Annotated in this window: 22 protein-coding genes and 1 riboswitch; of the genes, 16 read left to right on the top strand and 6 right to left on the bottom strand. The window is 49.6% G+C overall.

Annotation, left to right across the window (positions count from 1 at the left end; translation table 11 throughout):
• Positions 1-164 precede the first annotated feature (164 nt).
• Positions 165-2,516: a YcdB/YcdC domain-containing protein gene (locus AK95_RS09000; protein WP_071219631.1), complete on the top strand. Its 2,352-nt coding sequence runs from the start codon at positions 165-167 to the stop codon at positions 2,514-2,516.
• Positions 2,517-2,623: 107 nt separating this feature from the next.
• Positions 2,624-3,766, top strand: a complete 1,143-nt coding sequence (locus AK95_RS08995) for a transglutaminase domain-containing protein (RefSeq protein ID WP_071219630.1) — start codon at positions 2,624-2,626, stop codon at positions 3,764-3,766.
• 76 nt (positions 3,767-3,842) lie between these two features.
• Here AK95_RS08995 and AK95_RS08990 read toward each other — a convergent pair whose 3' ends face one another.
• Positions 3,843-5,234 carry an amino acid permease gene (locus AK95_RS08990; RefSeq protein WP_235613073.1) on the bottom strand — a complete coding sequence of 464 codons (1,392 nt, stop codon included), beginning with the start codon at positions 5,232-5,234 and terminating at the stop codon, positions 3,843-3,845.
• Between the two features lie 170 nt (positions 5,235-5,404).
• Positions 5,405-5,584, bottom strand: a riboswitch (Lysine riboswitch).
• A 118-nt stretch (positions 5,585-5,702) separates the two neighbouring features.
• Positions 5,703-6,833 carry a virulence factor gene (locus AK95_RS08985; protein ID WP_071219628.1) on the bottom strand — a complete coding sequence of 377 codons (1,131 nt, stop codon included), beginning with the start codon at positions 6,831-6,833 and terminating at the stop codon, positions 5,703-5,705.
• Between the two features lie 519 nt (positions 6,834-7,352).
• On the opposite strand from AK95_RS08985, the gene AK95_RS08980 reads away from it, so the two are divergent.
• From AK95_RS08980 to AK95_RS08970, 4 genes are all read left to right on the top strand, one after another.
• On the top strand, positions 7,353-8,705 hold the full coding sequence (locus AK95_RS08980; RefSeq protein WP_071219627.1) for a cytochrome ubiquinol oxidase subunit I: 1,353 nt from the start codon (positions 7,353-7,355) through the stop codon (positions 8,703-8,705).
• Positions 8,702-9,733 (top strand): cytochrome d ubiquinol oxidase subunit II, encoded by a 1,032-nt coding sequence (locus AK95_RS08975; protein WP_071219626.1) that lies wholly within the window; start codon positions 8,702-8,704, stop codon positions 9,731-9,733. Before AK95_RS08980 ends, AK95_RS08975 begins: the two co-directional genes overlap by 4 nt.
• A 5-nt stretch (positions 9,734-9,738) precedes the next feature.
• Complete coding sequence (cydS, locus tag AK95_RS35300; RefSeq protein ID WP_422759654.1) at positions 9,739-9,840, top strand: cytochrome bd oxidase small subunit CydS family protein; 102 nt, start codon at positions 9,739-9,741, stop codon at positions 9,838-9,840.
• A gap of 127 nt (positions 9,841-9,967) precedes the next feature.
• Complete coding sequence (locus AK95_RS08970; protein ID WP_071219625.1) at positions 9,968-10,999, top strand: MBL fold metallo-hydrolase; 1,032 nt, start codon at positions 9,968-9,970, stop codon at positions 10,997-10,999.
• 119 nt (positions 11,000-11,118) lie between these two features.
• Here AK95_RS08970 and AK95_RS08965 read toward each other — a convergent pair whose 3' ends face one another.
• Positions 11,119-11,523: a DUF1259 domain-containing protein gene (locus AK95_RS08965; RefSeq protein WP_071219624.1), complete on the bottom strand. Its 405-nt coding sequence runs from the start codon at positions 11,521-11,523 to the stop codon at positions 11,119-11,121.
• Between the two features lie 265 nt (positions 11,524-11,788).
• Here AK95_RS08965 and AK95_RS08960 point away from each other — a divergent pair, with 265 nt between their 5' ends.
• On the top strand, positions 11,789-13,414 hold the full coding sequence (locus AK95_RS08960) for an ABC-F family ATP-binding cassette domain-containing protein (protein ID WP_071219623.1): 1,626 nt from the start codon (positions 11,789-11,791) through the stop codon (positions 13,412-13,414).
• Between the two features lie 125 nt (positions 13,415-13,539).
• On the opposite strand, the gene AK95_RS08955 is transcribed toward AK95_RS08960, so the two are convergent.
• Positions 13,540-13,728, bottom strand: coding sequence for a hypothetical protein (locus AK95_RS08955; protein WP_071219622.1), 189 nt, complete (start codon positions 13,726-13,728; stop codon positions 13,540-13,542).
• Between the two features lie 225 nt (positions 13,729-13,953).
• Between AK95_RS08955 and AK95_RS08950 the strand changes: the two genes are divergently transcribed.
• On the top strand, positions 13,954-14,826 hold the full coding sequence (locus AK95_RS08950) for a cation diffusion facilitator family transporter (protein ID WP_071219621.1): 873 nt from the start codon (positions 13,954-13,956) through the stop codon (positions 14,824-14,826).
• A 108-nt stretch (positions 14,827-14,934) separates the two neighbouring features.
• Here AK95_RS08950 and AK95_RS08945 read toward each other — a convergent pair whose 3' ends face one another.
• The gene (locus AK95_RS08945; RefSeq protein ID WP_071219620.1) at positions 14,935-15,279 is read right to left on the bottom strand and encodes a hypothetical protein; all 345 of its coding nucleotides are present in this window, start codon (positions 15,277-15,279) and stop codon (positions 14,935-14,937) included.
• Positions 15,280-15,482: 203 nt separating this feature from the next.
• Here AK95_RS08945 and AK95_RS08940 point away from each other — a divergent pair, with 203 nt between their 5' ends.
• The 3 genes from AK95_RS08940 to AK95_RS08930 all read left to right on the top strand — a co-directional run bounded on the left by AK95_RS08940 (position 15,483) and on the right by AK95_RS08930 (position 18,325).
• A complete protein-coding gene (locus tag AK95_RS08940; RefSeq protein ID WP_071219619.1) occupies positions 15,483-16,061 on the top strand; it encodes a hypothetical protein in 579 nt (192 codons plus the stop codon).
• Positions 16,062-16,317: 256 nt separating this feature from the next.
• On the top strand, positions 16,318-16,767 hold the full coding sequence (locus tag AK95_RS08935; RefSeq protein WP_071219618.1) for a MarR family transcriptional regulator: 450 nt from the start codon (positions 16,318-16,320) through the stop codon (positions 16,765-16,767).
• A gap of 52 nt (positions 16,768-16,819) precedes the next feature.
• Positions 16,820-18,325, top strand: a complete 1,506-nt coding sequence (locus AK95_RS08930; protein ID WP_071219617.1) for a DHA2 family efflux MFS transporter permease subunit — start codon at positions 16,820-16,822, stop codon at positions 18,323-18,325.
• Between the two features lie 121 nt (positions 18,326-18,446).
• Here the strand turns inward: AK95_RS08930 and AK95_RS08925 are convergent, their stop codons facing one another.
• Positions 18,447-18,611 (bottom strand): DUF1328 domain-containing protein, encoded by a 165-nt coding sequence (locus AK95_RS08925; protein ID WP_006212708.1) that lies wholly within the window; start codon positions 18,609-18,611, stop codon positions 18,447-18,449.
• Positions 18,612-18,889: 278 nt separating this feature from the next.
• Here AK95_RS08925 and AK95_RS08920 point away from each other — a divergent pair, with 278 nt between their 5' ends.
• The 5 genes from AK95_RS08920 (at position 18,890) to AK95_RS08900 (ending at position 25,519) form a co-directional block, all read left to right on the top strand.
• The gene (locus AK95_RS08920) at positions 18,890-19,411 is read left to right on the top strand and encodes a DUF948 domain-containing protein (protein ID WP_071219615.1); all 522 of its coding nucleotides are present in this window, start codon (positions 18,890-18,892) and stop codon (positions 19,409-19,411) included.
• Positions 19,412-19,468: 57 nt separating this feature from the next.
• On the top strand, positions 19,469-20,002 hold the full coding sequence (locus AK95_RS08915) for a hypothetical protein (RefSeq protein ID WP_071219614.1): 534 nt from the start codon (positions 19,469-19,471) through the stop codon (positions 20,000-20,002).
• Positions 20,003-20,089: 87 nt separating this feature from the next.
• On the top strand, positions 20,090-20,431 hold the full coding sequence (locus tag AK95_RS08910; protein ID WP_071219613.1) for a YflT domain-containing protein: 342 nt from the start codon (positions 20,090-20,092) through the stop codon (positions 20,429-20,431).
• Between the two features lie 256 nt (positions 20,432-20,687).
• Positions 20,688-21,863, top strand: a complete 1,176-nt coding sequence (locus AK95_RS08905) for a PP2C family protein-serine/threonine phosphatase (RefSeq protein ID WP_071219612.1) — start codon at positions 20,688-20,690, stop codon at positions 21,861-21,863.
• On the top strand, positions 21,860-25,519 hold the full coding sequence (locus AK95_RS08900) for a response regulator (RefSeq protein WP_071219611.1): 3,660 nt from the start codon (positions 21,860-21,862) through the stop codon (positions 25,517-25,519). The genes AK95_RS08905 and AK95_RS08900 overlap by 4 nt, the downstream gene beginning before the upstream one ends.
• Positions 25,520-25,562 lie beyond the last annotated feature (43 nt).

Below are 25,562 nucleotides of genomic sequence, written 5' to 3'. Positions count from 1 at the left end.
GTTATGTTTTCGAAGCTTACTACATAAGGAATATATAGACAAGTTATGGTATTATTTAGGTAGCTTGGTTATGTCATTGCTGCCGTGTATAGTCACTTGTTAAGGATATCATCATGTGTAAGTAAGGCATGGTTAGGTTCAAGTAATGGAAGGGAGCGAATCAAGTGAATCCATCAGGTAAGAAGAAGGTAAGGGTAAAAAAGACCGTGTGCGCGGTTACGGCTACAGCTATGTTATGTTTGGCGCAGCCGGTGTGGGGAGACAATTCCGTTCCGGGCAGCGGAGTCGCTGTAACTGATACGGTAACTGCCGTGACTAGCAGCGATAACACCGGTTCGGAAGGTGTAACGGATAACGAAATACCAAAGGGTGCAAAAATTTCGTCCAAGCAGGCGGAAGACATCATCAAGAAGGCTTTCCCGGAGCTAAAGAACGTGAAAGTATCGAATGTGCAGTTCTTGGAGAATGATGGCATGAGATCGAGCGCGCTTGCTTGGGATCTGCAAATGGAATTGACCAAAGGGAACACAAGCTCCGGCTTTAATGCCCAGGTCAATGCGGTCACGGGTGAACTTATTAACATTTATATCCCTCGTTCCTTGTTGAACCATGGTAGTGACAAACCGCTGATAACCCGTGAAGCAGCCAAGGAGAAGGCGCTGAAATGGATCGGCAGCCATGTATCGGATCTGAAGGCCAGCGAGCTTAAGGAGAATGAGGCTTATCTCGGGATGCAGACGGCGCTGTTCAGTCCGCCGCGGTTTGATTTTTATTTCCAGACCTCGGTGAACGGAATTGAATCGGATGTGAACAGCATTTCGATCACGCTGGACGGACAGGGCAATACCATTAACTATTCCCGCAATCAAGTCAATGAAGAGTTTCCTTCATCCACACCGAAATTGAATGAGGCCTCCATTCGTAAATTGTTTGAGGATCAGTTCCAGGTCTCCTTGGCTTATGTACCTGATCATTTATATAACAACGCCAAAGGCAATTATTTCTTAGGTTACATACCTAATGATCAATCAGCGAATTCAATGGATGCCAATACAGGCAAGTTCATTAGTTTTTCGGGGGAAGAAAGTGAGTATACCTCGATTGAGAACGGCACGATTCCGTCGTCCAAAGAGATTTTCAAGCCAATCACGGCTCCATTTGCTGGCGGAGATGCAGCAGCCAGATGGGTGGAATCGCAGATCAAACTCCCGTCCGGCTTGAAGACAGAATCCAAGTCACTGGGTACCCGATGGAACAATAATGAGATCAAGACGTGGAATATAAGATGGGGCGAGAACCATCTTTCCGCCATGGGCGGAGGGGAGATGGTATCCGCAGAGGTGGACGCCAAGACCGGACAAATTTACTCCTACAACCGATATCGTTTTGACCGAACCGGTGCTCCGGAAGTGAAGAGCCCGATTTCGAAGCAGGCTGCGCAGAATCTCGCATTCGAGACGGTAAGCAGGCTGGTGCCGAATGCTGCCGCGGAATGGAAGCTGACATCCGTTGATAAAATGGGCAAAGACACTAAAACCCTTAATTATCAATTTTCATTTCAGCGCTATGTTGGTGATATTCGCGTCATGGGTGATTCCCTGAACCTCACGATTGAGGCCGACGGGCAAATCCAGGGCTTTAGTGTGAATTCCGAAGCTGTTCTGTCCAAGCTGCCAACGGACGCAAAGCCGGCCGTCAGTGCGGAACAGGCAAAAGCTAAATATCTGGAAGAGATTGAGCTGAAGCTGAAATATGGTTACTACGGCGGTTACGCAATGAACGGTAATGAGATTATGAAGCCTTTCATTAAGCTGATTTATTATCCGACACACAAAAAGGCGGTTTATGGCGGCATTGCGGTACCGCTGGATGCCAAGAACGGAGAATGGCGCGATATTACGCCTGAAATGAGCCGCAAGGATATTCCGGCGGTTACCGATGCGGCGGGGCATGATGCGGAAGCGGCTCTTAAGGAGCTGGTGCAATATCGGGTGTTGGTTCCGGACAAGGACGGAAAGGTATACCCGGATCGCCAAATTACCCTTGGCGAATGGTATCAGCTGGTGGCGGCATCGGTGAGTCCGTCCTACGAGCAGGTGTATGGAAGATCTACCATGGATCCATACGCGGGTTTGCAGCCGGATCATCCGTATTATCAGGCCATTCAGGTGCTGATCGGGCAGAACTGGATTCCTTATGATCCGGACAGCCCGCTGCAGCTGGACCGCAAGCTGACAAGGGATGAATTGGCAAGCTCGCTGACCCGTATTCTGAATTACGAGAAGCTGTCCAAAGCCTTTATCCTGCCAACTGATGTGCAGGGAATATCGGATGCGGACGCCATTACTAACAAAGGCGCAGCTTTGATCGCCCTCAAGCTAGGGCTTCTCCCGGCTGTCGATGGCAAGTTCTTGCCGGAGCGTGAGGTGACGCGAGCGGAAGCTGCAGAGGTACTCGTCCGCATGTCGAAGCTGGCGGGACGCAGCGATTCTTTCCTGTCCTCATTTTATTGGTAGCATTTGATATTCGTGCCCGGTCGACAAAACTAGAACCCATAAGCCCTGATGTTATGTGTTACAATAATGGTGCATACGGATGAGGAAGATGAAGGGCGGGTGTACCGATGAAACGAAGCCGAGGAACAATCGTTAAATTACTGTTCATAGGGTCTTTGGCGGTAACCGTTGCAGCAGTACCTGAACCAGCTAATCTCAGTGATGTCTATGCCACCTCCAACAAAGCGGTCGTGAAGTCGGTCGATGGGATTCAACAGAAGCTGCTGACAGCGATGAGCGACAGGCAATCGACGGTGCGTTTTGTTTACCAGGGAGAGACCCAATCGCTGAAATCGCAGCTTAAAGATGCACTTGATCAGGCGATGGCCAGTGATCCTTATATTCACTACACCATCGCTAGCTATAGCTACGACTATCGTGGGACATCCAGTTCCGCCAATGTTACCGTTCGGTTGAGTTACCGCGAGACTGCGGAGCAGACGAACTACGTGAACCAGAATGCCGACAGCATTTTGAAGCGGATCATCAAGCCGGGCATGAATGATCATGAGAAGGTGAAAGCGATCCACGATTGGGTTGTCCGGAACTTGAAGTATGATACCACACTTACAAAATATACGGCCTATGACGGACTCTACACCGGAAGCACGGTATGCCAGGGCTATTCCCTGTTAACACATAAACTGCTGAAGGGAGCAGGGATCCAGAACAAAATCGTAGAGGGCACGGCTTATGCCTCCGATAATCCGAAGGGCCAGCTTCATGCCTGGAATCTGGTTCTTCTGGACGGCAAATGGTACCATCTGGACACGACGTGGAACGATCCCGTGCCGGATCGCGACAACGAGGTATCCTATACGTACTATCTCCGGACGGATGAACAGATGGGCCGCGATCATACCTGGGTGAAATCCTATCCGAAGGCGAGCACGCTTTACCGCAACACGCTGGCCGGGCTAGCTGCGAAGGATCGTTCGAGAGCCGAAGTATACGAACAATTGAAGCGGGATTTGGAATATCAGCTCTATGATGCCCGTTCCATCGTCAGCTCCTACGCACAGCTCCAACCCCTGGTTAAAGCTGCAAAGGCTGAAGGCAGCCAGAAGTTGGTGTTCCGGTTTGACGGCAGCGAGCGAGAGCTTGTAAATGTGCTCCAGCAAGTGCAGATGAAGAGCAATCTCGGCTCTATCAAATACTATCATCATGCGTTTGAGAACACAGGTGATCTTAGAGTGCAGATCATTTGGTAATAAGTCCGTATCCCAAAAAAGCAGCTTCTGTTCCCAAGTATGGGAGGGAAGCTGCTTTTGGTATGTCCGGTTTAACTTATTTAACGTTCGTGCTCAAATCGCACTCGTCCAATGGTACGATGCGGCTCTTCTTAATCAAGCGGTAGCCGAACCAGATGGAGAGGAACAACGGAATGCTGACATAAGTGGCAATGATCGTTAACCAATCGATCTCCCCGCTGAAATTGCCTTGACCGATAATGGCAACAAGACAGAGCAGGAAGGCGAAGATGGGACCGAAGGGGAACCAGCGTGCACGGAACGGCAGCTCCTTCAGGTCTTTTCCTTGGGCGACATAAGCTTTGCGGAAGCGATAATGACTCACGGCAATGGCCAGCCAGTTAATGAATCCGCACATTCCGGAGGCATTCAGGAGCCATACATAGACTACGCCATCGCCGAAGAAGGAGGCCAGGAAGGCCAGCATGCCTACGGCAGAGGTTACGATTAGAGCCGCAACCGGTACGCCGCGGCTGTTCAGCCGGCTCAGCCATCTCGGAGCCATTCCTTGCTTCGCCATGGCATACAGGACACGGGTTGAGGCATACATCCCCGAGTTGCCTGCCGACAGCACGGAGCTGAGAATGACCGCATTCATTACGGAAGCCGCAAACGCAAGGCCGGCTTTCTCAAACACCAAGGTGAATGGGCTGACACCGATATTGTCGACCCCGGATTGAAGCAAGCTCGGATGGGTGTAAGGGATCAGCATGCCGATGACAAAAATAGCGAAAACATAGAAGATCAGGATGCGCCAGAACACCTGACGGATGGCTTTAGGGACGTGTTTTCTCGGATTTTCGCTCTCGCCGGCCGCGACCCCGATCAGCTCGGTTCCCTGGAAGGAGAAGCCTGCAGCCATAAACACACCGACTAGCGCGAAGAACCCGCCGTGTACCGGCCCGTCGCCTAGACTAAAGTTAGTGAATCCAACGGCTTCACCGCCAAGAATACCAAAGATCATCATGACCCCGATGATGAGGAAGATAATGACGGTTGCCACCTTAATGATAGCAAACCAATATTCCGATTCGCCGTATCCTTTGGCCGATAGAAAGTTTAAGCCGAACATAATCGCCAGGAACAGAAGACTCCACAGAAATGACGGGCTGTCGGGGAACCAGAATTTAATAATAACCGTCGCCGCTGCGAGTTCGGCGGCGATGGTAACGGCCCAGTTGTACCAGAAGTTCCAGCCGACGGCAAATCCGAAGGCGGGGCTGACAAACCGGGAGGCGTAGGTGCTGAATGAGCCGGAATCCGGAAGATACGTAGCGAGTTCGCCGAGGCTGGTCATCAGAAAGTAAACCATGAGGCCAACCGCGGCATAGGCGATGAGCGCTCCGCCTGGGCCGGCAGAGGCGATGGCCGTTCCGCTTGCCAGGAAGAGGCCGGTACCGATCGATCCGCCAAGGGCGATCATTGTCATATGACGGGCTTTAAAGCTCTGCTTGAGCGAAGCAGCCGGTGCTTTTTTGCGATTCAAGATCGAACACTCCTTCTATACATTAAGAAATGATATTTACAATATACCCTGTTAGAACAAAAAGACCGCAGGTCCTATACCTGCGGTCTTTATCGTATCCGCATCATACCCTCCATGAAGATAGCACAACACGGGGAAATCCCCGTGACAGTTCCGTCTCTTTCGACAACGGCCCCAGCACAGGATACAAGAGTATACCCTGCACTTCGGCATTCATGCCTTTCAATGTGCTTCACCGGCTTCTCTTCGCCTCGGCACAACTACTGATCATGTCTGCAACCTCTACCTCATCTTGGAATGATGAGGCTATCTGTATATTCAATTCTAACAAGAGAGTCCTAGTATAAATCACATTCCATGTTAGAAGCAATGGTTAAATTTTACGGTTCTAAGGTAGTTCCGCAGATGCAATTACGATTGATTCCGTTTGGCCATTTGCTGCCATACGGTTCCGGCTGCTTCTTCGCCGGATTCGATGCGCTCCAGTGCCATTCGTGCCTGCAGACTAACCTCGAATTCCGGATCATTGGCAGCCTCCATCAGAGCGGAGCGGGCTTCTTCGGTGCCTACTTCATACAGGAAGCGGGCTGCACGCCAGCGTACGATCTTGCTGCTGTCTTTGAGCGATTCGATCATGACCGGGGTAGCGGCAGCATCGCCGATATCGGACAGCGTATCGCCTGCGGTACGGCGAACGGCCGGTGTTTCGTCGCGCATGGCTTCATACAGGAGCTCCATCGCTTCAGGGGTGCGCAGATCGCCCAAGTACACAACGACGAGCCGGCGGATCTGCATCTTCGGATCCCGAAGGGCTTGGCGGAGAAGCGGAATGTGTTTCTCCGTTGGCTCCAGTGCATCCAGCGCGGCATAACGGACGCGCCAGTCCTCATCCTGCAGCGCGGCTTCGGTTTCCTCATCGGTCAGCTTCCGGCGCTGCTCGACGAAATCCTCGTCGCTGGCACCGTGGGCAATCGCTTGGGCAACGACCTTATCAAGGCGCTCCTGCGGGAAGGCAGCTTCAAGCTCCTGCTCTACGTCACGGGCGATGTCGGCTAGCTGGCCGTAGCGCACGCCGTACTCCTTGAGCTTGCGCTCCTTGATGAGTGTCGTGGTTCCGACGGCGGCCACCGCTTTGGCGAAGCGCTCTGACAGACCGATGCGTTCTTCCTGATTCCCGCTTTTGACACGGATTTGCATCGGTATATTTCGAAAATACTGGACGAACACTTGAGCCTCTCCAAAAGCAAAATCTTCCGCATTTTCTTGGAGTCCGGCGGCAAGCCCCTCCTGACCGAATATTTCCTGAACGGCGCCCAGAATGGAAGGCCAATCAGCGTTGCCTTTGCGGTCGAGCGCGATGAAATCAAGGGTATGAAAAACGCTCTTTACGCCCGGGATATGGAGCAGCTGCCTGATCCAGGGGGGAGCCGACCGTTCGTTATCCAGTGTATATGTTCTTCGAATCCCGGGCTCCAGCGTTTCGTCAAGACGAAGCATCATGGAGTTCGGGCTCGGGGTTGGTTCAATAAATGTAATTTTCATGGGTTTATCTCGCCTCCTTATCCTCTTATTGTACCTCTTTTCCATGCCGGAAAAAACATCATGGCAAGGATTCAAACAAAATGACCGGACTTTGGATAAAAAGAGGAAAGGTTTGTAAAACTGATAATGATGGGATTGTAAAGCATTTGGGTTTTCAAAGAATCACATGTTAGAGGGCCGCCCCCAAGATTCGATGCCGAGCGGCTTCCTGATCCGCTTCGTGTTAGATATAGAATTTATGAGTTATCAGTGGAACTGATGAAAAATCTATATCGCAAGAAAACCTACCTAAGCATCGCGGTCGCTCATCCTTGAAGTGGCCTCGATAGAGGTTTTCGTATCAAAAGCGGACTTTTTTACAACCTCTGAAGGAGGGTAGGCTAACGGATGCACAGGAAGCAGGAGCGAAAGCTTGCGATTCTATGCTTTATTGTTGCGGCCATTATGCTATACGGTGCCGTGAAAGGGTATCTGCGCTATATGGAACATTTTGGATAAAGAAACCGAGGAGTGAACCTGATGTCTTCACTGGATCCCGTACTGATGAGCCGGATCCTGACCGGCTTGACCCTGTTTGTGCATATTGTTCTGGCAACCATCGGCGTTGGGATTCCGATTATGCTGGCTCTGGCGGAATGGAGGGGGATTCGGACAGGGGACAACCATTATACGCTGCTTGCCCGGCGCTGGGCGCGGGGATATGTGATTACGGTGGCCGTCGGCGTCGTGACAGGTACCGCCATCGGCCTGCAGCTCAGCTTGTTATGGCCCACCTTTATGCGCCTCGCCGGTAAAGCCATTGCGCTGCCGCTGTTCATGGAGACCTTTGCTTTTTTTGTGGAGGCGATCTTTCTAGGCATTTATCTTTATACATGGGATCGATTCAAAAATAAATGGACCCATCTGCTGCTGCTTATTCCCGTGGCGATCGGCTCCTCCGCGTCAGTGTTTTTTATCACGAGCATGAATGCGTTTATGAATCAGCCCCAGGGCTTCGAGCTGGTGGATGGGGTATTTACGAATGTGAATCCGTTCGTGGCCATGTTCAATCCGGCGACGCCGACCAAGGTGAGCCATGTGCTGGCGTCAGCTTTTACGACAAGCGCCGCTGCGCTGGCCAGCATAGCCGCTTTCAGTATATTGCGGGGAAGCAAGCACATCTACTTTAAGAAAGCGCTGAAGCTCACCGTCGTGTCGACCTTTGTTTTTGCTGTGGCCACCGTGATGATCGGAGACTTCTCCGGCAAATTTCTGGCTAAATACCAGCCCGAGAAGCTGGCGGCGGCCGAGTGGCATTTTGAAACGATGAGGCAAGCCCCGCTCATTTACGGCGGCTTTCTGGATGAGAATAACGAGATTAAGTATGCATTGAAGATTCCGTACGCGCTAAGCATATTGGCGGGAAACAGTCCCAGCACGGAGGTCATTGGACTGAATGAGTTTCCGGAGAATGAGAGACCGCCGATGTCGGTGCATTATTTTTTTGATCTAAAGGTGACCAGCGGCGCCGTGATCGTTCTGATTCCGCTCCTGTATATGTTCCGAAAGAAACTTCCTGGCAAAAGGCCTTATCCAAAATGGCTGCTGCTCAGTATATTGGCTTTGGGGCCTCTATCGATGTCAGCCATATGGCTGGGCTGGTTCCTTGCCGAGATCGGAAGGCAGCCGTGGATTGTGCGGGGATACATGAAGGTATCGGATGCGGCAACCACTTCAACAAGCGTCGGCTGGATGCTGGTGCTGTTTATAATCCTGTATCTGGTGCTATCCGTATCCGCGATTCGCGTGTTAAGCCAATTGTTCCGGAATAAAAGCGCGGAAGAGGAAATCCGGCTGCTGGGACTCGAAATCGAAGGGGGAGACCGCAAATGAGCTATGCAATGGTGGCAATAACCGTGCTGTGGACATTTCTGTTTGGCTATTTGCTGGTGGCCTCGATTGATTTTGGTGCCGGATTTTTCAGCTATTACAGCGTGCTCACCGGACACGAGAACAAGATTCATAACATCATCCAGCGGTATTTATCTCCCGTCTGGGAAGTAACCAACGTATTCCTGATCTTTTTTGTGGTCGGACTTGTCGGATTCTTTCCGGATGCTGCGTATTATTATGGCACCGCCTTGCTTGTGCCGGGCAGCTTGGCCCTTGTGCTGCTGGCGATCCGCGGCGCTTACTACGCCTATCACACGTATGGCAGCCAGACCGGGAACAATATCGTGTATATGGGGCTCTACGGGGCAACGGGACTGCTCATCCCTGCAGCGTTGTCGACGATATTGGCCATCTCGGAAGGCGGCATTATCTATATGGATAACGGGAAGGTAGAGCTTCATTGGTATACGTTCTTCACGAATCCGTACACGTGGTCGGTCATCCTGCTTGCGCTTGTGAGCGTTCTGTACATCTCGGCGATGTTCCTGTCCTATTACGCGCAGCGTGCGGGGGATGAGGTAGCGTTCGGCGTGGTCCGGGGTTATGCGCTGGGATGGAGCGGTCCGACGATCCTGGCTTCGGTGTTCGCGTTTTTCCAGATTAACCATCAGAATCCGGTGCATTTTGGGCAGATGCTGGATATCGCATGGATGTTTATCGCGTCGTTCATCTGCTTTGTCATTGCGGTGTACCTCGTATGGAAACGAATCCGGCTCGGCATCGCTTTTATTATGGTCATGCTCCAATTTGCCTTTGCTTGGTACGGATATGGACGCTCGCATCTGCCGTATATTCTCTATGATTACATCCATATTCATGAGAGCATAACCAATGATACGATGGCGATCGCATTGATTACCGCATTTATCCTGGGTTTCTGCGTATTGGTTCCTTCCCTGATCCTGCTGATGCGATTGTTTCTGTTCGATGCAAACTACATTCGCGGCAAATCCGCGAAGAAGGGGTGAGGCAAGTGGAGGACTTCGCCATTTTCATAGCACCGCTGCTCACCGTACTGGCTGCTGTAGCCTTTATGGCGATCTACGTCGTCAAGTATAAGGATCCATCGGATTGATTCTGGATAAAGGCAATTCCGGGTTGTTTCGCCACGAAACGTTCGGTGTAAAAAGAACAACAAGCGCAAAGTTGAGCGAAGAGGTCAATACAGGGTAAAATACAGGGTAATGGAAGGAGGAGGCTGCATGCCAAAAATTCGCTATAACAATATCGATAACGTCAGCACGGATAAAACACTTAAACAATTCAAGCAGTGGCGCGACGAACGTCGTCAGAAGAAGAAGGATTATTCTTACTGCATTCCGAACCTGACGCCGGATCTTCAGTATTTGCATAGCAACCGGCACGAAACCTCCGTTACCTGGATCGGGCACGCTACGTTCTTCATCCAATATGAAGGCTTGAACATCGTGACTGATCCCGTATGGGCGCGGAGAATGGGATTTAATAAGCGTCTTGGAGAACCAGGGCTTCCCATTCATGAGATCCCCCCGATCGATGTCATTCTGATCTCGCATTCCCATTATGATCATATGCATGTTGCCTCGATCCGTAAGCTGTACCGTGCGGACACCACGATCATTGTACCCGTTGGTCTGCGTCGCAAAATGATCAACAAAGGCTTTCGCCGCGTGATCGAACTGCAGTGGTGGGAATCCACAACCATCAAGGGCGTGAAATTCTCCTTTGTGCCGACACAGCATTGGACTCGGCGCACGCCGTTTGACACGAATACATCCCATTGGGGAGGGTTCGTAATGGAGCCTGTCCTGCAGGATGCGAAGGTGGATTCGGCTTCTTCCGATGAATCATCATGCAATAACGAACCTGTATCGGAGGATGGCACCCGCCTGCTTCCACCGAATTTGTATTTTGCCGGAGACAGCGGTTATTTCGAAGGCTTTAAGCTGATCGGAGAACGCTTCAACATTCACCTTGCGCTGATGCCCATCGGGGCATATGAGCCGGAATGGTTCATGACATCGCAGCACGTCAATCCGGAAGAGGCCCTGCAGGCGTTCCAGGATGTGAAGGCCGAGACGATGATCCCGATGCATTACGGCACCTTCAAGCTGGCAGACGACACGGCCAGAGAAGCGCTGGATCGGATGGAGGCGGAACGCGAGCGGCTGGGGATCGCCAAGGAGCGAATTCGCGTATTAAAGTACGGAGAGACCTTCAAGGTTCAGCCTGAGCGAAGAAGCGTGACATCATAACCGAAACGTGCAAGCGATTTCCATCACCATACACCATACACCATACACCATAGAATGCCAAAAGAGGCCCGAAAGGTTGTTCATAACCTTTCGGGCCCATTTTCAGTTGCTTCTAAACGTCAGCGTTTTGGCAGAATGCCGACCGCTCTTGCGGCAGCAGCGCTTTTCTCAGCGAACTGCACGGGATCGTCAATCGATTCCCAGTGGATATATTTGAATGGATTGCTCTGGAAAAGCCAATGGTTATGAATGGCGGTTACTTTTATGCCGCGCTTCAGCAGTTCCGCCGCGAACGGATTGATTTCTTTTTCCAGGATAACGGTTTCCCCCAGATTCAACGTGCGGCCACGGGAGTCTTTGGATTCAAAGGATAACGCGAAAGGCAGTGTCAAAGGAGAACGGCTGCGGCGTCCCAATATTTTCACGTTTAGCCTCCGCAGCGTGGAGACGACGCATACTCCATTGGTGACGCTTGCTGTGCCCCCAATGATCCGAGCCAGGCGATTGCAAAGCTGGTTGCCCATAATGGCCCCTCCTTTCATATCAGAATAATATAACGTATGAGAGGGGGACCTGATCCGACTGGTTTCTTTCATTAATAGAATAGCCTCTTTTCTATTAAACTAGAAATAGAGGCTTTGATCGTCGGGTTCTGTATACTTGAGAAAAGGCGCATGCAGGCGGTTATATTTGTTTAAAACCGTTTTATATCATCCAGAAGCTTCGATAACTGTCGTACTTATGCTATAATGTGCTGAAACCAATAGTGATAAAGGATGGTAATGCTTAATGATCAGTACAAGCGGCGTAACGCTCCGCTATGGCAAACGAGCACTATTTGAAGATGTCAATATAAAATTCACCCCGGGCAACTGCTACGGCCTCATCGGCGCCAACGGGGCGGGTAAGTCTACATTTCTGAAAATCCTCTCCGGTGAGATTGAACCGAATCAAGGCGAGGTTCATATGACACCGAATGAGCGGATGGCGGTTCTGAAGCAGAACCACTATGAATACGATCAGTATCCCGTCCTGGAGACGGTTATAATGGGTCATGCCCGGCTGTATAACATCATGAAAGAGAAGGATGCGCTGTATGCGAAATCCGATTTCTCCGAAGAAGACGGCATGCGTGCGGGTGAGCTGGAAGGCGAATTCGCAGAGCTGAACGGGTGGGATGCAGAGCCGGATGCGGCAGCGCTCCTGATCGGTCTCGGTATTCCACGTGAGCTGCACGATAAGAAGATGTCTGAGCTGAGCGGTAACGAGAAGGTACGAGTTCTCTTGGCGCAGGCCTTGTTTGGCCGTCCGCATAACCTGCTGCTGGATGAGCCTACCAACCACTTGGACCTGGAATCGATTCAGTGGCTTGAGAACTTCCTTATGGATTATGAAGGCACCGTTATTGTGGTATCCCATGACCGTCACTTCCTGAACAAGGTGTGTACGCATATTGCGGATATCGATTTCGGTAAAATTCAGCTGTATGTCGGCAACTACGACTTCTGGTATGAATCCAGCAAGCTGGCGCTTGAACTTCAGCGGGATGCCAACAAGAAGAAGGAAGAGAAGATCAAGGAATTGCAGGCATTTATTCAACGCTTCTCGGCGAATGCTTCCAAATCGAAGCAGGCGACTTCCCGTAAGAAACAGCTCGACAAAATTACGTTGGAGGATCTTCGTCCTTCGAACCGTAAATATCCGTTCCTTCATTTTAAACCTGAACGCGAGGCGGGCAAGCAGCTGCTTACGATTGATGGCATCACCAAGTCGATGGATGGGGAAAAAGTGCTGGATAATGTCAGCTTTGTTGTAAACAAAGGCGACAAAATCGCATTTGTTGGACCGAATGGGATGCCGAAAACGACGCTGTTCCAGATCATAACCGGTGAAACCGAGGCGGATGCCGGTGAATACAGCTGGGGGGTAACAACAACCCAGGCGTATTTCCCAAAAGACAACTCTGCCTATTTTGACGGTGTTGATATCAACCTCGTGGAATGGCTGCGCCAATATTCCAAGGATCAAGATGAGACATTCTTGCGCGGATTCCTTGGCCGCATGCTGTTCTCGGGCGAGGAAGCGCTGAAGAAAGCAAGCGTACTGTCCGGGGGCGAGAAGGTTCGCTGCATGCTGGCCAAAATGATGCTGAACGGCGCGAACGTGCTAATCTTCGATGAGCCGACGAACCACCTGGATCTGGAATCTATTACGGCACTCAACAATGGTCTGATCGATTTTGACGGAACGATTCTATTCACCTCGCATGACCATCAGTTCATTCAGACGATTGCCAACCGAATTATCGAGATTACGCCTAATGGCATCATCGACCGCAGCATGAGTTATGACGAGTATCTTGAGAGTGAAGAGATCAAGGCACTTCGCGATAGCATGTACCCGGTTGAAGCTTAAGAAAATAGGATATGGCGAAGGATGAGGGCGTGAGCTTTCATCTCGCCCGATCCATTTAAAAAATGCTGCACCTTCCAAGTATGGGAGGTGCAGCATTTTTTGCGTTATGCACGAAACGGGCTCTTCTACGAACCGCCGGTACGACGACGCTGGTTGTTTGGTTTTTTGTTGTTTTGGCTTTTCATTTTTTGCGCTGAACCGGCTTGGAATTGTCCGGGCTTATTCGCGGACGCATTCTGCTGTTTTTTCTGTTCCAGCTTTTGCCGGATTGCATCGGCTAAATTCACTTTACGTGATTCATTATTCTCGGGCATAGTATCACCCTCCTCTTCGTGTTCGCTTGTCCTCATTTTATTCGTTTTTAAATCGCCCGGCAAGGGTAACAATGATTAATACTATTTTCTACGTCCATGGTTCTTTGACCGAAGCAATTATGTTTCTCTAGACCCACACGAATGACCTTTGCTAGGATTAAATATGGATAATGATGGATATCGTTTGACGGCTGCGAAAGACAAGCAAAGGAGAGACGTAATAAAGTGAATGCCTATGATAACATCAAACAAGGGGAACGCGGGGCCTGGATCAGCATTGCCGCCTACCTCGTGTTATCCTCGTTCAAGATATTTTGTGGATACTTATTCGCATCCAGTGCTTTGCTTGCCGACGGTTTTAACAACCTGACGGATATCGTGGCATCGCTCGCCGTATTGATCGGACTGCGAATTTCCCAGAAACCGCCGGATTCCGATCATGCGTACGGGCATTTAAGAGCGGAGACGATTGCGGCTTTGGTTGCTTCATTTATCATGGCGGTCGTTGGTATCCAAGTGCTGGTTGAAGCCGTTCGTTCATTTTTTGAAGGTTCCAAGGAAATCCCGAATTTATGGTCTGCCGGCGTAGCCGGTGTCTGTGCCGTGGCGATGCTTGGCGTGTACAGGTACAATCGGAACCTCGCGCAGCGAATCGATAACCAGGCACTCATGGCTGCAGCCAAGGATAACTTATCGGACGCACTCGTTAGTGTGGGGGCAGCTGTTGGTATTATTGGCGCACAATTCGGCCTGCCCTGGCTGGATACCGTAGCAGCGATAGCGGTTGGTGTCATTATTTGCAAAACAGCTTGGGAAATATTCAGGGATTGCACCTATAGTTTAACGGACGGTTTTGATGAAAATCGTTTGTCGGACTTGCGTAGTACGATTGCCCGTACGCCCGGTGTCGAGGGGATTAAGGACATGAAAGCCCGAATTCACGGCAATCATGTACTGGTGGATGTTGTCATCGAGGTAGACCCGGATATCAGTGTTCTGGAGGGTCATCAGATCAGTGACCGTATCGAAGAACAGATGGAGAAGATTCACAATATTATGAGCGTCCATATTCACGTGGAGCCTAAGGAATCGTCCTAGGGGATAACCGATGGGTACGAATACAAATGGCAGGTCAAGTTCATCTTGACCTGCCATTTAACCTGCATGGATACATGAAGAATCATGAAGTCCGGCAGTCATACATGATTAATGTACATAAATCCAAGCTTTACCGAGCCATGTATAAACTTCCACCCATTCCCCGCCAAGCACGACACCCGTTCGATTGCCGGTTGTGTCGATTTTTTGCGGAGCCAAGGCACCAAGCTTTTCGCCGTTTGGAGCGTTATAGAAGTAGGTTCTTTCTGCAATCTCGATCATAGGTGTAGGCACCAGTACTACTTCTTCCGGTTTGATAATAGGCTCTTCCGTCGAGATGGGAGCCGGCCCAGAAGTCTCGGATACCGTCCCGCTAATCGGATCTGCGCTTGCTACGGCGGTCAGGGACAGGGTGAGTGCTAGGGCTGCAGTAATACTTAGAGTTTTTTTCATGGAATAATTCCTCCTTGGGACCGAAGTATGATTTTAATATACTATTTTAACACACTATCGTAATAACCACGATTTGGATGTTTTGAATCAAGAAAGTTGGGTACCTTTCTCAAATCGTGACAAGTTTCAAGGATTCCTATATACTTTGGAGATGGGAAAAGCCTTGTTGTCGCAGGGATATCCTATGGGAGGAGGGACTTTAGATGGTACGTCGAAAAAAAAGAGCCGGACGTTTCCTGCTGGGTATATTTGTCCTTCTGCTTGTGATTATCGGTGCGTTGGTCTGGTTTGTTTATCCTACGCAATCGCTGGATATGCGCTACCGATCCGTTGATTTCAAGGACAAGTTGATGACCATGGTGTCAAATCGGGATACCCGCATGCTGCTGAGCACGGAAGAAGTCGGGGAACTCAGCAAGAAGAACATGGTAAAATATATGAGCACCCATGACCTGGGCGTCGATATTACAGGTGCTGATTTCGTGATGAATGGCACCACAATGACAGCCCATATGAATGGGCAATGGGGGGTTCTTCCCTTTGGTGCAGTGCTGCGCTTTCAGATGTCTGCCGAGGGAAGCCATCTTCACCTGACGCATGAATCAACAACGATTCGGGGAGTTGAGATCCCTTTGAATATGTTCCAGCTGGAGCCGATACAAATTTCGCTCAAGGACTATTTACCGGATCTGGTAACTGTGAAGAATGTGAAGTTTCTGTCCGACGGCTTGGAATTGAACTTTACGATGGATTGGATGTCCATTCCGTCGCTGTTTAAGTAAAGCAAGGGAATCGGCTAAAGACTCAGACAAGGAAACCAAGTCTGGGTCTTTTTTTGTGTTTTTCAAGAGAAAAGTCGTTATTTTCAGAAAAAAACTATGAAAAAAATATATATGTAAACATTGACACAATAATTATCCCCCACTATAATCAGTAAATGTTTAGAAATAAATGTTTTAGTACTAAAGTATATAGAGACGAAGTCGGTTGGTCTCTATTGAAGAAGTGCTGGACCTTTTAAAGGAGTGTAAAAAATACATGTCCATGCGGAATGAAATTCTGGAGTTGGAGATGCTATTTAAGAAGATGGTTCGAACTGTGCACCATGAGTGGCAGAAGGAAGGGTTTCCTAAACTAGGCAGAACGCAGTATACCGCCTTGGAGATGCTTCACGAACAGGGTGCATTGAGATTGTCGGACTTGGCCGATTCCATTCATGTGACATGCGGTGCGGTTACGGGCATATCCGATAAATTGATCGAGGGCGGATTCGCGCGCCGAACAAGGGATACAGCCGACCGAAGGGTCATTCATTTGGAGATTACGCCGCTCGGGAGTAATCTGATCGAGCAGCTGGCCAATAAACGTGCCGAGTTAAGCGATTTGTTATATGGCTTTCTAACGGACGAAGAGGTTAAGCAGTTGAGTGTCCTGTACAGCAAAATTTTGACGAATGTTGAGCACATCCAAGGTCAGATGTCCACATAGAACAAACATGCTAAACGTATGATTTTACTTAGAAAGAGAGTGAAGACTGCACATGAGTACCCATACCATTGCTCGCCCCGGCGAGCCTGTTAAGAAAGGACCTATCATTGCTGCACTTATGATTGGCGCTTTTGTCGCTATTCTTAACCAGACATTGATGAATGTTGCTCTGCCGAGCATCATGGAGAATTTGAACATTAAACCGACCGTAGCCCAGTGGCTGACCACGGGCTTTATGCTGGTGAACGGGGTCTTAATTCCCGTTACCGCTTATCTGATCGCGCGTTTCTCGACAAGGCAGCTGTTCATCAGTGCAATGACGCTGTTTACGATTGGCACCTTGCTGTGCGCGGTCAGCCCCAACTTCGCGTTACTGCTTACCGGACGCCTCGTTCAGGCTGCCGGTGCAGGCATTTTGATGCCGCTTATGACCGTAGTATTTCTGAACATATTCCCTATTGAGAATCGCGGGAAGGCGATGGGGATGATGGGGATCGCCATGATATTTGCTCCTGCCATCGGACCTACGCTTTCTGGATATATTGTGGAGCACTATGATTGGCGTGTCCTGTTCTACATGATCCTGCCTTTCTCGATCATTGCTACGCTAATCGGGGTATTCTTCCTGAAAAATGTTACCGAGGTCAGCCGGCCGAAGCTGGACATGATCGCCATCATTTTGTCCACCCTGGGCTTTGGCGGGTTGCTGTACGGCTTCAGTGATGCCGGGAATGACGGTTGGTCCAGCACGCCGGTTGTTACGACCCTAGCAGTCGGCACGATTGCCCTCATCCTGTTTGTATGGCGGGAGATGAAGACCGACAATCCGATGCTGGAATTCCGGATATTCAAATACAATATGTTTACGCTAACTACCCTTATCAATGTCATTGTCACGATGGCGATGTATGCCGGCATGATCCTGCTGCCTATTTATCTTCAGCAGATTCGTGGATTCACGCCGGTGGAATCAGGACTTCTCATGCTTCCCGGCGCCATTCTGATGGGGATCATGTCACCGATTACGGGAGCGATCTTCGATAAGGTTGGTGCAAGATGGCTGGCTGTTATCGGCCTGGCGATTACGGTCATTACGACGTGGGAGTTCAGTAATTTGACCGAAACCATGTCTTACAGCCACATCATGGTCATCTATACGGCCCGGATGTTCGGGATGTCGATGCTCATGATGCCGATCCAGACGGCGGGACTTAATCAGCTCCCGCGGAGCTTGAACGCTCATGGTACGGCTATGTCCAATACACTGCGCATGGTTTCCGGCTCAATCGGAACGGCAATTCTAGTTACCGTCATGTCGACCCAGGCAGAGAGCAAAGGGGAAGCTCTGATGCAATCGGGGTTATTTGATCCCAAGAATCAGGCCGACCTGCTTAAGCTGGGGAATGAAGCAACCATTTATGGCATTAACTATGCCTTTGTTATTGCGACATGGATCAGCGTCGCTTCCTTCATCCTGGCTTTCTTTATCAAGAAGACCAAGCCGGCCGAAGAGCCGAAAACCTCAGAAAATCAGGAGGCTGCAGCAACGAACGTATAACCCGATCCGATTTTGCGCAGCGCAAAAAAAGGGGTGTCCTATCCGTTGATCAAACGGAGGGCACCCTTTTTTTCATTTCCTCTGTGTATATTCAATGCATGGGCTTTAGTATGCGACAGCGTCACATACTTCGTCTGCGTCCGGTAAAGAGAGAGATCACAAACAGGACAACGAAGATGAAGAACAGCACCTTCGCAATGCTGGCAGCAGCCTCAACGATGCCGAAGAAGCCAAAGATCCCTGCAATCAGTGCAACAACTAGAAAAATTACGGACCATTTTAACATCCTATTCACCCTGCTTTCTTCATCGATTTTATTGGATATAGGCATGTAGTCTCATGATGCTCCAAGAAACGGCACATATCCAATTTGAAGCTCGGTAGGGAGCCGCTTAGCCGTTGCCAACAGCGCCCTTCGTAGTGTTCTTTAACCGGGGCGGCAGGGGATGAAACAAGCTGTAGGACAATGGCATTATTGGCAGGGATCTCTTTGTTTCGTGTACTGGGGGATAGGGTAACTATTGCGTATCCGAAACCAACATACTTGAAAGTGAGGGACAACGTATGCTAACCCAAATCAGTGTTGCCATTATTGCCGTAGCATTTGCGGTTCTGGTTTTCTTTTTAATCAAGACATTAAAGGCTGCGACACAATCGCTCGAAAAGGTAACCGAAACCCTTCAGGATGTTCAAAAGACGGTGGACGAATTAACTTATGAAGTGAAGCAGACCATCCGGAATACGAACGATATTACGGTGGACGTTCAGCATAAGATGAAACAGATCGATCCGGTGCTGGATACCGTCAAGAATCTGGGAGAAGCTTTAAGCGAGGTCACCTATGCGGTGAAGCAGGTATCCTCCGGCATGGTTAGCCGTTTTAAGCAATCCCGGATGGAGCAGAAGAAAGAGCAGCCTGCCCGTACGGAAGTGCCTTTGACGGCTCAGGATCGTACGTTCCAATCCTATGATGCGGTATATCAGAATACCGAAGCAGAAGAAAAGTCACGCGGTCGGAACTGGTTAGCCTACGTGGATACAGCGGTTGGTCTGTGGAACAGCTTCCGTCGCCAAAAAGCCAGATAAACGTAAGAAAGCTAAACCCGGGTATAGCTCCGACAGCTGAAGAAAGGAGGAGGTCGCATGTGGAATGTCGCACTGTTGATGGTAGGGCTCTTGATTTACTCCGGAGGTGGGGGTGCCGTGGCAGAGCCGCAGCCTTCTGCCGGGATGTCGCCACCGCCTATAATTCATGCCGCTTCGGATGTTGGACAAGCACAAACCAGCGACAACTCTACGGAGAGCTATGGAACTTTAAACGGGATTTCGCTAACGGATAACAAGTACGATGTCATTCGCAAGCTGGGAACGCCGGCTAGAATTGAGCATGAAGAGCTGACCGGAATTACCAAGCTGGATTACAAAGATATGGAGGTTGGGGTCCGCAACGGTTACACGGAATATGTTCATGTGAAGCCATCTGCCGTATCCTTTCAGGTTGAAGACCAGCGTATAGGTATGACAAACGATCAAATTAGGGCATCTCTGGGTAAGCCGTATTTTAAAGCGGAGGACGGGGATGTGTACCTTGAGAACCATCAAGCGCTTAAGGTATTTATTGACCGGGACTCCGGCGAAATTGCAGGAATTGATTTATTTTTCGATTATAGCGACTGAATTTGTTTCAACCTTAAGAAATAAGGTTAATAACAAATGGACTATAACCTAAATCAAGGTTTTACACTATTAGGGGAGGTTTTCACAATGGAATTTACCAATACGAAGTCATATGCCAAAGTCGTTGAGAATGGTACACAAGCGGTTCAGGAGGTTCAGAACCTGCGGCAGTCCGGTTACGATCATGATCGGATTTATGTATTGGCTCATGATTCGGACAAGACAAGCCGGATCGTGGATGCATCCGATGCCAATAACGTGGGCATCAAGGAAGAAGGCGTGTTTGACGCCTTTGCGAATTTGTTCCGGTCCCGCGGCGATGAGCTCCGCGCCAAGATTGTATCGCTAGGCTTCACGGAGGCCGAGGCTGGATTCTATGAGAAACAGCTGGATCTAGGCAAAGTACTTGTTATCGCTAAAAAAGATTGATGATATAGCAACGAAAGTTCAGCTTTATGACAGCATCGATGGTAGGCGTTATAGGACTTAAAACATAGATAAGGAATGAGACTTTTGACGTCTCATTCCTTATCTATGTTTTAAAAGAATGTTCCATATACCTAGTAAAAGTGGAAGATTCAAGATTTAGAACCTTTTTCTATGGCAATTGATCAGAGGGCTATTATAGTATAATAGTAGGAAAAGGATTTCTATCGTATAATCCGAAACGTTAAGGGAGAGGGCAATGAGAATATTAATCGTAGATGACAATCCGACTAACGTCATTATTATCCGAGAAATCTTAAAGAAGGAAAATTACCAGAACACTCTATCTGCATCTTCAGCCCTGGAAATGCTGGAGCATCTGGGGATCGGCGATCGCAGCCAAGAACTCCATCCCCGGAGATCGGACATCGATCTGATCCTGCTTGATATGATGATGCCCGAGATGGATGGAATAGAAGCATGCCGTATAGTTCAGCAATACGAGCATTTGAAAGATATACCGATCATTATGGTTACCGCCGTCGGGGATTCCAAGAAGCTGGCCGAAGCGCTGGATGCCGGTGCCGCCGATTACGTAACGAAACCGATCAACAAGGTAGAGCTGATGGCACGCATACGCCTGGCGCTCCGGTTGAAGCATGAGAAAGACTGGCATATTGAGAGGGAACAGCGGGTCCAGGCCGAATTGAAGCTTGCGGCCATGGTTCAGAATGCCGTATTGAGCTCACCAATCGAAGATGATCAGCTTGAGATTCATGCGCTGTACCAGCCCTCGGCAGAGCTTGCGGGAGATTTGTACGCATGGTACCCGCTTGGTGATGGCCGTTATGGCGTGATTCTGCTGGATATGATGGGACACGGGATTACTTCGTCCCTATTTTGTATGTTCATCGCTTCGGTTCTGAAGGACACGGTGACGACTTATGTCGAACCGGAGAAGGTGGTTCAGGAATTGAACCGCAGGTTCAATCAGTTAAACCTCGGCGAACAGCTGATACAGTACTATTTTACAGCGATCTATCTTGTTGTGGATACCCGTTTAAAGCGGGTGGACTACGTCAACGCAGGGCATCCGCCGGCTCTCTTCTTTCAAGAGAGCGGGGATGTGATGACCCTGGATCAAGGCTGCTGCCCGGTGGGATTGTTTGACCGGATCGAAGACATGGAGCCAAGAAGCTTTCAATATGAAGGTGAAGGACATTTGGTTATGTATACGGACGGCCTGCTCGAACTGGTGGAGGGCGGTCATGACGAGAAGCTGGATTATCTGAAGGAGCATTTGGGAGGCCGTCATCATTGGAGAGAAGATGAGATGAAGAAGCAATATTTTGTGGATGATCCATCGCAGGAGCGAGAGGACGATAAATGCCTGGTTTGGATATCTCTTAAAAAAGGAGAGGAAACCAATCAATGAAGCTTAGGAGCAAGTTAGTTATTGGTTTTACGACTTTGCTGGCGCTCATGCTGGTTCTGACCTTGATTGGTTATGACCGAATCAGTTATATGAACGACCAGTTGAACCAGATCTATCAGGATCGCTACCAAAAGGTACGAAACTCCAGCGCAATGCGCGGAGAAGTCAACGATATGGCTCGGGAGCTTACGAACATGATCTTGAGCAATGATCAGTCTACGTATGCTGTGTCCGAACAGGAACTGGAAACGATGACAGCACGAGCTCAAACGTATTTTAAAGCGATCAAAGAAAGTGCAAATGCCGCGGAAGAGCAGCAATTGTTAGTTCGGATTGAGCGTGCGGTGAATCAATATATCGTTTATCAAAATAAGACACTGGAGCTGCTGGCAAAGAGCAACGCAACGGAAGCTAACCTGCTTCGTAATTCGACCGGACAAGCTGTCCAGGAAGAGATGCTGACGAGTTTGAACGAGCTTAGCAGTTACGAGAACCAGAAGATCAATGATGATATAACAGCAGCGAAAGCAGCATATGACCGCTCTGTCCAAATGTTTATCTATATCATGGCTGGCGGTTTGTTATTAGGAATGCTGGTCATTCTATGGATTCTTCCAAGCATTACCCGAGGCATCAACGTAGTCTCCATGATGTTGAAGAGCTTTGGAGAAGGCAGATTGAAGGCGATCCGTCGTATTAAAGTTACGTCCAAGGATGAGTTTGGCGATGTGGCCCGGGTATTTAAAGACCTGTCCGAAGATATTATCGAGAAGCAGCGCATCGAGGAAACCTATCTCCAGGCGCAGCGTGATCAGTCCTGGCTCAACTCGAATATGGCCAGAGTCACGGAGCTGCTGGAGGGGATCAATTCCCTGGAGGAAGTCGGTCAGCGGTTTATCAGCGAATTTACGCCGATTTTAGGTGCTCATTATGGAGCGATCTATATTCGTCAAGAAGACAAACATCCGAATAAGTTGGAGATGAAAGGTTCTTACGCCCATGAAGGCGGCGAAGAGCCGAAGATTTCCTTCATGATCGGGGAAGGGCTTGTAGGTCAAGCTGCGCTCGACAAGAAACCGATTGTACTGAAAAGCGCGCCGGAGGATTACATGAATGTGGAATCCGCTTGGGGATCATCGAAGCCGATATCGGTCATGATCTATCCGATTCTGTTTGAGAATGAAGTGTTGGGTGTTGTTGAGTTGGCAGCCTTTGAAGAAACAACATCACTGCAGGAGCAGCTTTTATCTCAGCTGAGTCAATCGCTTGGCATCATTCTGAACAATATTACAGGTCGTCTGCGGGTAGAGCAGCTGCTGCGCGAATCGCAGGCCATGACCGAAGAACTTCAGGTTCAATCGGAAGAGCTGCAGACTCAGCAAGAAGAGCTTCGCCGCACCAACGAAAATCTGGAGGAGCAAACCAATGCCCTCAAGCGTTCCGAAGACTTGCTGCAGCGCCAGCAGGAAGAGTTGGAGCATTACAATACCGAGCTTGTTGCCAAGACGCGTGCGCTTGAGGAACAGGTGCAGGAAGTGGAAGAGAAGAACGATGAGATCGAGAAGGCGAGAATGCAGCTTGAGCAGCAAGCGAAGCAGCTTTCGATTACAACGAAGTATAAGTCGGAGTTCATGGCTAATATGTCTCACGAGCTGCGGACCCCGCTAAACAGTCTGCTGATATTATCACAGCTGTTGTCGGAGAATAAGGATGGAAATCTGAGCAATAAACAGATTGAATATGCACAGACCATATACATGTCGGGCTCCGATCTGCTCAAAATGATTGATGAGATTCTAGATCTGTCCAAAGTGGATGCCGGGAAAATGGAGATCCATTATGAGGACGTTCAGCTTCCGGATATTGAAGCCTTCGTGGAGCAGAACTTTGCCGCCGTGGCATCACGCAAGCATATTGACCTGGGTGTGCATATCAGTGAAGATATTCCGCAGAGCATTGTCACGGACAGCCATCGCGTGAAGCAAATTCTTCGCAATCTGTTGTCGAATGCCTTCAAGTTTACCAACAGCGGCTCCGTCGAGCTGCATGTGGAAAAGGCCGACAAGGAGAAGCTTCCGCTTTATCTGAATGCCGAAACGGATTATGTAGCCTTTGCTGTCAGGGATACCGGAATCGGCATCCCGGCGGATAAAACGGATCTGATCTTTGAAGCCTTCCAGCAGGTAGACGGCACAACTAGCCGAAAATACGGGGGAACCGGGCTTGGTTTATCCATCAGCCGCGAGCTTTCCCGTCTGCTGGGCGGGGGCATTCTGGTTGAATCGGAAGAAGGTAAGGGAAGCTGTTTCACGCTCTTCCTGCCAGCCAGTCATCCGGATCTGGTAGAAGGTACACAGGAAGCAGCTGCAGCAATTGAGGCACCACCGGAGAGTAATCTGATCGTACCGAAAGCGAAGATGATTACAAAAGAGGTTCAGCCATCCGTACAAGTGGATGACGATCGCAATCAGCTCGGACCGACAGATAAAGTCTTGCTTATCATTGAGGATGACGTGAAGTTTGCCAGAATTCTTCTGGATATGGCCAGAGGCCGCGGCTTCAAGGCCTTGGTTGCATTGCAGGGGGATATCGGTCTGGAGATGGCCAAGTCGTACAAACCGGATGCCATTATCCTGGATATCCAGCTTCCGGTTATTGACGGCTGGTCTGTCATGGGCGAGCTGAAGAGCTCTGCGGTTACGCGCCACATTCCAGTGCATGTCATTTCCGTCGTGGATGAAGTGAAGCAAGGATTAATGATGGGTGCGATCGCTTACTTGAAGAAGCCGTCATCGAGAGAAGCGCTGGAGGACGCGTTTACGCATATCGAATCCTATGCGGAAAAATCGATGAAACATCTCCTGATTGTTGAGGATGACGACATTCAGCGGAATTCGATCATTGAATTGATTGGTCATGACGATGTATCGATTACGGCGGCATCCACAGGCGCCGAAGCACTCAGTGAGCTTCGCAAACAGCGCTATGATTGTATGGTGCTGGATCTGATGCTGACGGATATGACAGGCTTTGAGCTGCTGGATCAGATCCGCGATGACGAGAACCTGGTGGATCTGCCGATCATTATTTATACAGGCAAGGACCTGGATTCGAAGGAAGAGATGCAGCTTCGCAAATATGCGGAGTCAATCATCATCAAAGACGTGAAATCGCCAGAGCGGCTTCTGGATGAAACGACGCTGTTCCTCCATCGGGTCGAGGCTGATTTGCCGGAAGATAAACGCAAAATCCTGCAGAAGCTGCACAATAAGGAAGAGCTGTTTGAAGGCAAGAAGATTCTGCTGGTGGACGATGATATCCGCAACGTGTTTGCTCTCTCCAGCGTGCTGGAGGGTTACAATATGGAAGTTACCTTTGCGGAAAACGGCAGGGAAGCCATCGAGCTGCTTCAGGATCATCCGGAATTTGATCTGGTGTTAATGGATATGATGATGCCGGAGATGGACGGTTATGAGGCGATGCGGCGTTTACGCGAAATGCCGGAATTCGAGAAACTGCCGATTATTGCCCTGACAGCCAAAGCCATGAAAGAGGATCGTGCAAAATGTATTGAAGCGGGAGCTTCCGATTATATGAAGAAACCGATACAAACGGAGCAACTTCTTTCGCTTATGAGGGTTTGGTTGTATTCGTAAGCCGCTTTTGTGGGTAAAGTACAAGTAGCAAATAAACACGGGG

The sequence above is a fragment of the Paenibacillus sp. LC231 genome (assembly GCF_001860525.1).
In the GTDB taxonomy this organism is placed as follows: domain Bacteria; phylum Bacillota; class Bacilli; order Paenibacillales; family Paenibacillaceae; genus Paenibacillus_AQ.
The sequence above is the reverse complement of the archived record's forward strand: the minus strand, read 5'-3'. Positions and strand labels throughout refer to the sequence as shown.

Excerpts from the sequence above, each read along its gene's own strand:
- AK95_RS08995 (WP_071219630.1), top strand. The coding sequence starts at position 2,624 with ATGAAACGAAGCCGAGGAACAATCGTTAAATTACTGTTCATAGGGTCT.
- AK95_RS08990 (WP_235613073.1), bottom strand. The coding sequence starts at position 5,234 with ATGACAATGATCGCCCTTGGCGGATCGATCGGTACCGGCCTCTTCCTG.
- AK95_RS08985 (WP_071219628.1), bottom strand. The coding sequence starts at position 6,833 with ATGAAAATTACATTTATTGAACCAACCCCGAGCCCGAACTCCATGATG.
- AK95_RS08980 (WP_071219627.1), top strand. The coding sequence starts at position 7,353 with ATGTCTTCACTGGATCCCGTACTGATGAGCCGGATCCTGACCGGCTTG.
- AK95_RS08975 (WP_071219626.1), top strand. The coding sequence starts at position 8,702 with ATGAGCTATGCAATGGTGGCAATAACCGTGCTGTGGACATTTCTGTTT.
- AK95_RS08970 (WP_071219625.1), top strand. The coding sequence starts at position 9,968 with ATGCCAAAAATTCGCTATAACAATATCGATAACGTCAGCACGGATAAA.
- AK95_RS08965 (WP_071219624.1), bottom strand. The coding sequence starts at position 11,523 with ATGGGCAACCAGCTTTGCAATCGCCTGGCTCGGATCATTGGGGGCACA.
- AK95_RS08960 (WP_071219623.1), top strand. The coding sequence starts at position 11,789 with ATGATCAGTACAAGCGGCGTAACGCTCCGCTATGGCAAACGAGCACTA.
- AK95_RS08955 (WP_071219622.1), bottom strand. The coding sequence starts at position 13,728 with ATGCCCGAGAATAATGAATCACGTAAAGTGAATTTAGCCGATGCAATC.
- AK95_RS08945 (WP_071219620.1), bottom strand. The coding sequence starts at position 15,279 with ATGAAAAAAACTCTAAGTATTACTGCAGCCCTAGCACTCACCCTGTCC.
- AK95_RS08940 (WP_071219619.1), top strand. The coding sequence starts at position 15,483 with ATGGTACGTCGAAAAAAAAGAGCCGGACGTTTCCTGCTGGGTATATTT.
- AK95_RS08935 (WP_071219618.1), top strand. The coding sequence starts at position 16,318 with ATGTCCATGCGGAATGAAATTCTGGAGTTGGAGATGCTATTTAAGAAG.
- AK95_RS08930 (WP_071219617.1), top strand. The coding sequence starts at position 16,820 with ATGAGTACCCATACCATTGCTCGCCCCGGCGAGCCTGTTAAGAAAGGA.
- AK95_RS08925 (WP_006212708.1), bottom strand. The coding sequence starts at position 18,611 with ATGTTAAAATGGTCCGTAATTTTTCTAGTTGTTGCACTGATTGCAGGG.
- AK95_RS08920 (WP_071219615.1), top strand. The coding sequence starts at position 18,890 with ATGCTAACCCAAATCAGTGTTGCCATTATTGCCGTAGCATTTGCGGTT.
- AK95_RS08915 (WP_071219614.1), top strand. The coding sequence starts at position 19,469 with ATGTGGAATGTCGCACTGTTGATGGTAGGGCTCTTGATTTACTCCGGA.
- AK95_RS08910 (WP_071219613.1), top strand. The coding sequence starts at position 20,090 with ATGGAATTTACCAATACGAAGTCATATGCCAAAGTCGTTGAGAATGGT.
- AK95_RS08905 (WP_071219612.1), top strand. The coding sequence starts at position 20,688 with ATGAGAATATTAATCGTAGATGACAATCCGACTAACGTCATTATTATC.
- AK95_RS08900 (WP_071219611.1), top strand. The coding sequence starts at position 21,860 with ATGAAGCTTAGGAGCAAGTTAGTTATTGGTTTTACGACTTTGCTGGCG.